4 protein-coding genes are annotated in these 7504 nt (G+C 70.8%); 3 read left to right on the top strand and 1 reads right to left on the bottom strand.

Features of this window, described 5'->3' with window-relative positions; all coding sequences use genetic code 11:
• The coding region (locus HW578_RS20265) for an SH3 domain-containing protein (RefSeq protein ID WP_198372529.1) at positions 1 to 346 on the top strand (346 nt) is incomplete at its 5' end.
• A 163-nt stretch (positions 347 to 509) separates the two neighbouring features.
• Here HW578_RS20265 and HW578_RS20260 read toward each other — a convergent pair.
• Complete coding sequence (locus HW578_RS20260) at positions 510 to 1589, bottom strand: IS5 family transposase (RefSeq protein ID WP_198372528.1); 1080 nt, start codon at positions 1587 to 1589, stop codon at positions 510 to 512.
• A 404-nt stretch (positions 1590 to 1993) separates the two neighbouring features.
• On the opposite strand from HW578_RS20260, the gene HW578_RS20255 reads away from it, so the two are divergent.
• Positions 1994 to 3610, top strand: coding sequence for a ShlB/FhaC/HecB family hemolysin secretion/activation protein (locus tag HW578_RS20255; RefSeq protein WP_198372527.1), 1617 nt, complete (start codon positions 1994 to 1996; stop codon positions 3608 to 3610).
• 14 nt (positions 3611 to 3624) lie between these two features.
• A partial coding sequence (locus HW578_RS20250) for a beta strand repeat-containing protein (protein ID WP_198372526.1) occupies positions 3625 to 7504 on the top strand: 3880 nt, incomplete at its 3' end.

Raw genomic sequence — 7504 nt, 5'->3', positions numbered from 1 at the left:
GCCCCAGCGCACGCCAGGCGCGGCCCCGCTGCGCGACGAGCCCGGCGACTGGTGGGGCGATGTGCACCGCTGGACCGGGTCGGACGCCACGCGCCCCCGGCGGGGCGCGGAGCCGACGGCGCGGCCGTCCGGGCCACCGCAGGAGGCGACCGGGCGCGTGACCACGAGTGCGACGTCGCGCGCGAACATCCGCCGCGAACCATCGACCGGCGCGCCGGTGCAGCGCGTCGTGCGCCCCGGCACGAGCCTGCGGGTCTTTGCCGAGGCGCCGGGCGGATGGCTTCAGGTCGGCGAGGAGGACGAGCCGATCGGCTGGATCCACCAATCGGCGCTGCAGGGGCGGTGATGGTGCTGAAGTGGCGTAGGGAAGAGAACTGGACGCCTCGAATAACCGCGTTGCGGGGCGGTGCTGAAGGCCGTCGGGGGCGCGGGGATGCCGGCCGGTGCGGCTGCGCGGCGAGGTTCTGGTGGGGATCGGGGGTTGGGTTCGTTTTGGTCCTTCCGTCGCCTTAAGCGGGCGCGCCTCTCCCTTCGATCCAGACCAGGCGGCGCATGTTGTAGGCCAGGTTGGCGAGCGTGATGCGCGCGGTGGCGCGGACCAGGCCGATGCTGCGCACGACCAGGCCCATACGGCGCTTCTCGGTGGCGAACACATGCTCGACCAGGCTGCGCACCCGCGCTCGCGTGGCGTTGCCGCGCGATATGTGCGCCGGCATCGGCCGTCCGCGTGGCTTGGCGCGCTGGAACTCGGGTACGAGGCCGCGCCGATCGAGCAGTTCCACGTTGGCCCTGCTGCGATAGGCGGTGTCGGCCCACACACCGCTGGCCGTGTTGTTCACATCGAGTACAGCGCCGAGCTGGCTGCCGTCATGCCGCGCCGCATGCGTGACGGAGAAACGGCGAATGAAGCCGTGCCCGCGATCAATGCCGAGGTGGTTCTTGTAGCCGAACATCGGCACCGCAATCTCGGCCGCCTGTCGCTGGGCGCCACCCTTGGGCGGCGTGGCCTTGCGGCCACGCTCGATGGTCCAGCGGCCATCGCGGTCGATCTGCCGCGTGCGTGCCTTCGACCAGCCCTCCGGTATGCCGCCATCACGCAGCGTCGCCTTCTCCTCCTTGCTCAGGCGAGGCCGCCGGGCCTCGACCACGGTGGCGTCGACGATCTGCCCGCCCATGGCGAGAAAGCCGCGTTCCGCCAGCATCGCATCGAAGCGGGCAAACAGCCTGGCCAGCGCACCCGCGCGCGTCAGCTGCTCGCGGTAAAGCCAGATCGTCTTGGCATCGGGCACCGCGTCGTGCAGCGCCAGGCCAGCGAAGCGCATGAAGGAGAGCCGGTCGCGCAGCTGGTACTCGGTCTGCTCGTCGGACAGCGTGTAGAGCGCCTGCAGCACCAGGACGCGGAACATCAGCACCGCATCGTAGGGCGGCCGGCCGCCGCGGCTGCGGTCCGCTCGCGGCAGCGCCGCCTCAAGCTCCGCACGGAACGCCTCGAACTCCACCACGGCAAGCAGCCGCTCCAGCGGGTCGCCCGAGGCCGACAGCCAGCGCAGACGCTCCTCCGCATCGAAGAACCCCGCCTGTCCCGACATGCCGCGCCCTCGTCATCACCAGCCAAAGCGAATCAGATCAGCCCCGTCGCGGCCAGGGGTTTTTCGAGGCGTCCAACTGCCGTCACCAGGCTCAGCGAATCAGCCCATCTGTCGCTCAGCAAGGCGTTTCGCAGGCATCTCCAATGAGTCCTGAGCCTAGCAGGGCCAATCAAAAATTTTGTTGAAGATCGTCATTTACTCGATGCACGTTCGCGACGGATGCTGGAGGCTCTAGGAATTTTTTAGGGGTTTGTATGGAGATCCGCGACAGTCTAGAGCGTTATGTCAGGAAATCGGCGCGTATTGCGGCGCTTGTATCGTTTCTTTTATTGGCTTTGAGCCTTTTTCCGTACGCAATGGCGCAAGGCCCCGCCGGCGCGGTGATCCCGCCGCAGGGTACGCGGGTGCCCGAAATCGCGCCACTGCAGTCCCAGCGCGTCGGCCCGGGCGCGCGACCGGGCGTCATCGCCCCGTCCACCGACCCGGCGCTCGCGCGCAATGTCACCATCTCCTCGGTGTCGGTGGAGGGTGCAACGGCCTTCCCGCAGGCTAGGCTCGATGCGGCGATCGGGTCGATCTCCGGGTCGGTGCCGCTGCAGCGCATCGAGGACGCACGGGTCGCCATCCTCAACCTCTACCGTGATGCCGGCTACGTGTTCACCGTGGTGGACGCCTCGGTCGAGCGCGACGGCCGGCTGCGGCTGGTGGTCCGCGAGGCGGAGATCGTCGAGGTCCGCCTCGATGGCGACATCGGCCCCGCCGGGACGCTGGTGCTGAACTTCCTCGAGAACCTGCGCGGCATCCGGCCGATCGACACCGCCACCCTGGAACGATGGCTGCTGCTGGCCGAGGACATCCCCGGCGTCAGCCTGCGCGCCGTGCTGCGCCCCGCCGGCACGGTCCCCGGCGCGCTCAGCCTCGTCGCGCAGGTGGGCCGGCAGTCGGTGACCGGCTACCTGGCCGCCGACAATCGCGCCTATCGCCTGACCGGCCCGCAACAGGGCATCGCGGCGGTGCAGTTCAACTCCTTCACTTCGCTCGGCGAGCAGACCGAACTCCAGCTGTATTACGCGAACGGCCGAACCTCGGTGTATGGCCAGGCCTCGACCGAATTCTTCGTCGGCAGCCAGGGCGTGCGCGTGCGGATCTATGCCGGCACCGGCGAGACGGCGCCGTCCGCGCCGCTGCGCGACATCGGCTACCAGGGAACCACCACGGTCGCGGGCATGGCGGTGGCGTATCCGCTGATCCGCCGCCGGCAGCAGACCCTGACGCTCGCCGCCGCCTTCGACGTCATCGACACCGAGATCAAGCTCGAGGACAGCCCCTTCGGCGACCAGGTGCTGAGCCAGGATTCGCTCCGCGTGGTGCGGCTCGGCGCGCAATGGGCGGTGTTCGACCAGTTGTTGGGTGATAGCCGCTCGGCGGTGAACGCGGTGTCGGTCCGGCTGCACCAGGGCCTTTCCGGCTTCGGCGCGAGTGCGGCCGACAGCCCGCTGGTCAGCCGCGCCGGGGCGCAGCCGGACTTCACCAAGATCACCTTCGAGGCCAGCCGCACCCAGTCCCTCTTTGTGCCCTGGACGGGCGCGAACCTGGCGCTGATGGGGCTGGTGGCGGGGCAATGGTCGAACGACATCCTGCCGCAGGCCGAGAAGTTCTACCTTGGCGGCGCCCGGCTCGGGCGCGGCTACTATGCCGGGCAGGTCACCGGCGACAGCGCCCTCGCGGCCACGGCGGAGTTGCAGCTGTCGATCGCGTACGAGACGACGATGTTCGGCCGGTCCCTGCAGATCGACCCGATGGTCTATGCCTTCTACGACTGGGGCGAGACCTGGGAGAACGCGCCGCTCGACCCGAACCGGCAGATTTCCTCGGCAGGGCTCGGCGCGCGCTTCGGCCTGACGCGGCACGCCGAATTCCAGGTCGAGGGCGTGCGCCGCTTCGACCGCCGGCCGAACGGCGCCGCGGGCGAGCAACTCAAGGCCGACGCCTTCTACTGGCGCCTTCTGATGCGGTTCTGAGGGGGATGACGACCATGGCGAAGCTGCAGTGCTTCCGTTCGGCCCTCCTGGCGGGCACCGCCCTCGTGATGCCGATCGCCGCTGCCGCCCAGGCGCCCGCGCCGAATGCCGCGCCGGTGCTCGACCGCGTCGTCGCCGGCAGCATCACCGTGCACCAGCATGCCGGCCAGACCACCGTGCAGCAGGCGCAGCAGCGCGGCATCGTGGACTGGCGCAGCTTCAATGTCGGGCGCGACCACACCGTCCGCTTCCAGCAGCCCGGCGCCTCCGCCATCACGCTGAACCGGGTGACGACGGCCGATCCGTCGACCATCGCCGGGCGCATCACCGCGAACGGGCGGGTGGCGATCGTCAACCAGTCCGGTGTCGTGTTCACGCAGGGCGCGCAGGTGGATGCGGCGGGGCTGATCGTCTCCTCCGCCAACATCTCCAACGAGAACTTCATGGCCGGCAGGATGGTGTTCGACCAGCCGGGCCGGGCAGATGCGCGCATCGAGAACGCCGGCACCATCACCATCCGCGAAGCCGGCCTTGCGGCGCTGGTCGCCCCGCAGGTTGCGAACCGCGGCACCATCACCGCGCGGCTTGGCCGCATTGCCCTGGCGGGCGCGGAGACGCACGTCGTCGACCTCTATGGCGACGGGCTGCTGTCCATCGAGGTGACGGGCCGGGTCCGCCAGGCGCCGGCGAATGGCGCGGCGCTGGTGACGAATGCCGGCGTGATCGAGGCGCAGGGCGGCACCGTGTTGCTGACCGCGGCCGCAGCGGACGGCATCGTGCAGGACCTGGTCCGGGCCGGCGGCGTGATTTCGACCGACACCGACGCCGCAACGGGCCGCGCCGGGCGCGTCGCCATCAATGGCACCGGCGGGGCCGTGCGCGTCGAGGGCGAGGTGCGCGCCTCCGGCACCGCCGCCGGGACGCGCGGCGGCCAAGTGGAGATCATGGCCGACCGCGTGCTCGTCGACCAAGGGGCGCGGGTCGATGCTTCGGGTGCGGCCGGCGGCGGGGAGGTCGCGATCGGCACGACGCTGCGCGGCGCGGCAAACCGGCGCCTCGCGCAGCGCACCGGCATTGCGCAAGGCGCGACGGTGCGCGCCGATGCGACCGTCCGCGGCGATGGCGGCACCGTCATCGTGAATTCGCAGGATTATACGGCGCATGCCGGGGCCATCTCGGCGCGCGGCGGCCCGCAGGGCGGCAATGGCGGCTTCATCGAGGTCTCGGGCCAGGCCGGGCTGCTGGTGCTCGGCACCATGGATGCCGGCGCGCCGGCCGGCGCCCCCGGGACCGTGCTGATCGACCCAGTAAACCTCGTCATCGCCGATACGCTGTTCGGCGGCGAGACCGAAGTGACGCCGGGCGACATCGCGGATGGCATTCTGGGCGCCGGGGAGGTACCGGGCGACGCCTTCATCACGCCCGCCCTGATCGGCACCGTCACCGGCGATCTCCGGCTGGAGGCGTCGAACGACATCACCGTTATCGACCCTGTCAGCAAGAGCGGTTCCCTGACGCTGGCTGCGGGGCGCGACATCACGGTCGACGCCTCGATCAATGTGGGGGGCGCACTGACGCTCGATGCCGGGCGCGACCTGGCGGTAAATGCCGAAATCGGCTCCGGCGGGTCGCAGGCGTTGTTCGCGCGCACCGGCAACGTAACGCTGAGCGCGCTTGTGACCGGGCAGGGCGACGGTGGCTCGCTGCTGGTGGATGCCGCCGGCGCCATCACGGTGAACGCCACCGTGCAGGGCTTCGAAGGCATCACCATGCTGGCCCGCGCCGGTAACGTGACTGTGCAGAACCTCGGCCTGATCCAGGACCAGAGCATCGTCGGCATCGCACTCTCGGCCGCCGGCGGCATCATCGTCGGCGGGATCGGGGTGCAGGCCGGCACCCTTCTGGACATGCAGGCCGGCGCGGTCGGCATCTCCCAGACCGCGCCCATCATCGCGGGCACGCTGCAGGTCCGCACGACCGGCAACGCCCTGCTCGATCTGACGCCTGCCGAACTCGGCGGGCCGGTCAACCAGGTCGGGACGCTGGCAGCCTCGGATGTCGCGGGGAACTTCTCTCTGCGCGTGACGGAACTCGGCGAAATCGCGGCGCCGCTGGTGATCACCGACCTGGTGCGCGTCGGCGGGCGCTTCAGCCTGGAACCGCTCACGGGCGTCACGCAGGCAGCGCCGTCGGCGATCGTCACGCCCGACCTGGTCATGGACTCGCGCGGCCCGATCGACCTGCTGGGCGACAACGCCATCGCCGCCATCTCGGGCATAACGGCCGGTCCCTTCGGGGGGATCAACATCCGCAACATCGCGGACCTGGCGATCACCGGGCCGATCACGCTCACCACGCCGAACTTCACCGCGCCGATCGCGATCACCGTGGTGGGCGGCGACCTCACGGTGGCGGCGCCGATCACCACCGTCGCGCAGGAAGGCTTCGGGATCGTCTCCCTGGCGGCTTCGGGGAACCTGACCGTCACGGCCGCAGGCAGCATCAACGCCGACGGTCCGTTCGGCGGCTTCATCAGCCTGGTGGCCGGCGCGGATGCGTTCGGGAACCCCGATCCGTCCCTGCCGGCGGCCTTGACGCTGGCCGGAAACGTCACCGCCGGCGGTGCAGGGTTCGTGAGCCTTGGGGCGGCACTTGGCGGCATCGTCCAGACCACAGGCGCCATCACCTCCGGCTCGCTCGCCGTCGAGTCGGCAAGCGATGCGCTGTTGACGAGCCCCGCGAACGTCGTGGGGTCGCTGGCATCGCTACAGGTCACCGGAACCTTCGAACTCGACAACGGCGCGAACGATCTGCTGGTCAGGACGGGAGCGCCTTCGGAGAGCGTGGGCATCGCCGGGGCGATCGGTCTGCGCACCGGCGGGACGGTCCTGCTCGGCGAGTTCTCGGAACTGACCGCGACCGGCGATTCGGGCCGCATCAGCTTCCGCGTCGGCAACCTGATCGCGGAGGACGGCGCGCTCGCGACAGCCGCGCTGATCGAGATCGCGCCGTTCTCGGCCACGCCTGTGCGCCTGCCGCTGGCCGACCCGCTGCCCGGCGTGTTCAGCGTCACGTCCGATACGCTGTCGCGGCTGTCCTTCCAGTCGCTGCGCCTCGGGGCGACGACCTTCGGCGGCACGCTGACGACGACGGCAACCGACATCGCGATCGCCGCCGCCCTGGCCGTGCCCGCGACGCTCGACCTGCGCAGCCTCGGCGGCATCACGCAGGATGCCGCCGCCGGCATCGTGGCGGCGACGCTGACGGGCGCGTCCGGCGGCAACACCGCGCTGACCGATGCGGCCAATGCCATCTCCACCCTGGGCGGCTTCGACGCCGGCGGCGATTTCAACCTGTTCAGCCAGGGCCCGCTGCTGACCGTGCCCGGCGGGACCTTCGTGAACGCCGGCGGCACGCTGGCCATCGAGGTGGCCGGCGGCGGCCTGCTGGTGGACGGCACGGTGACCGGCGGCACGACATCCCTCGTCGCCGACCGGACACTCGCGGTGAACGGGTTCTCCGCGATCGCGCTGAGCGGTCCGCTGCTGCTGCAGGCGCCGGTGGTGACGCTGGCCGGCCTGGCCCGGGCCGCCGGTGACATCGTGGTGCGGTCGGGCACCAGCGCAACGCTGTCCGGCATCGCGCAGACCGCGGGCGCCCTCTCGATCATAAGCCCGAGCGTGACTTTCGGTGGGCTCGACGCGCGGACGGCCGATGTGCGGATCGACCTCGGATCGGCCGGCTTCGCCGCCGGTGCGCTCGACGCCGGCGGCCTGCTGGTGCAGGGCGGGCGCGGCGCAGTCCTGACCGGCACCATCGCCGGGGTCGGCGGCGAGCCTGCCGCGGCGCTGGGCCGCCGCGCGACCGCCGACGCGGTGCCGCTGCCCGACCCGC

The organism is Roseomonas rosulenta (assembly GCF_016106005.1).
Lineage (GTDB): Bacteria > Pseudomonadota > Alphaproteobacteria > Acetobacterales > Acetobacteraceae > Neoroseomonas > Neoroseomonas rosulenta.
The sequence above is the reverse complement of the archived record's forward strand: the minus strand, read 5'-3'. Positions and strand labels throughout refer to the sequence as shown.

Excerpts from the sequence above, each read along its gene's own strand:
- HW578_RS20260 (WP_198372528.1), bottom strand. The coding sequence starts at position 1,589 with ATGTCGGGACAGGCGGGGTTCTTCGATGCGGAGGAGCGTCTGCGCTGG.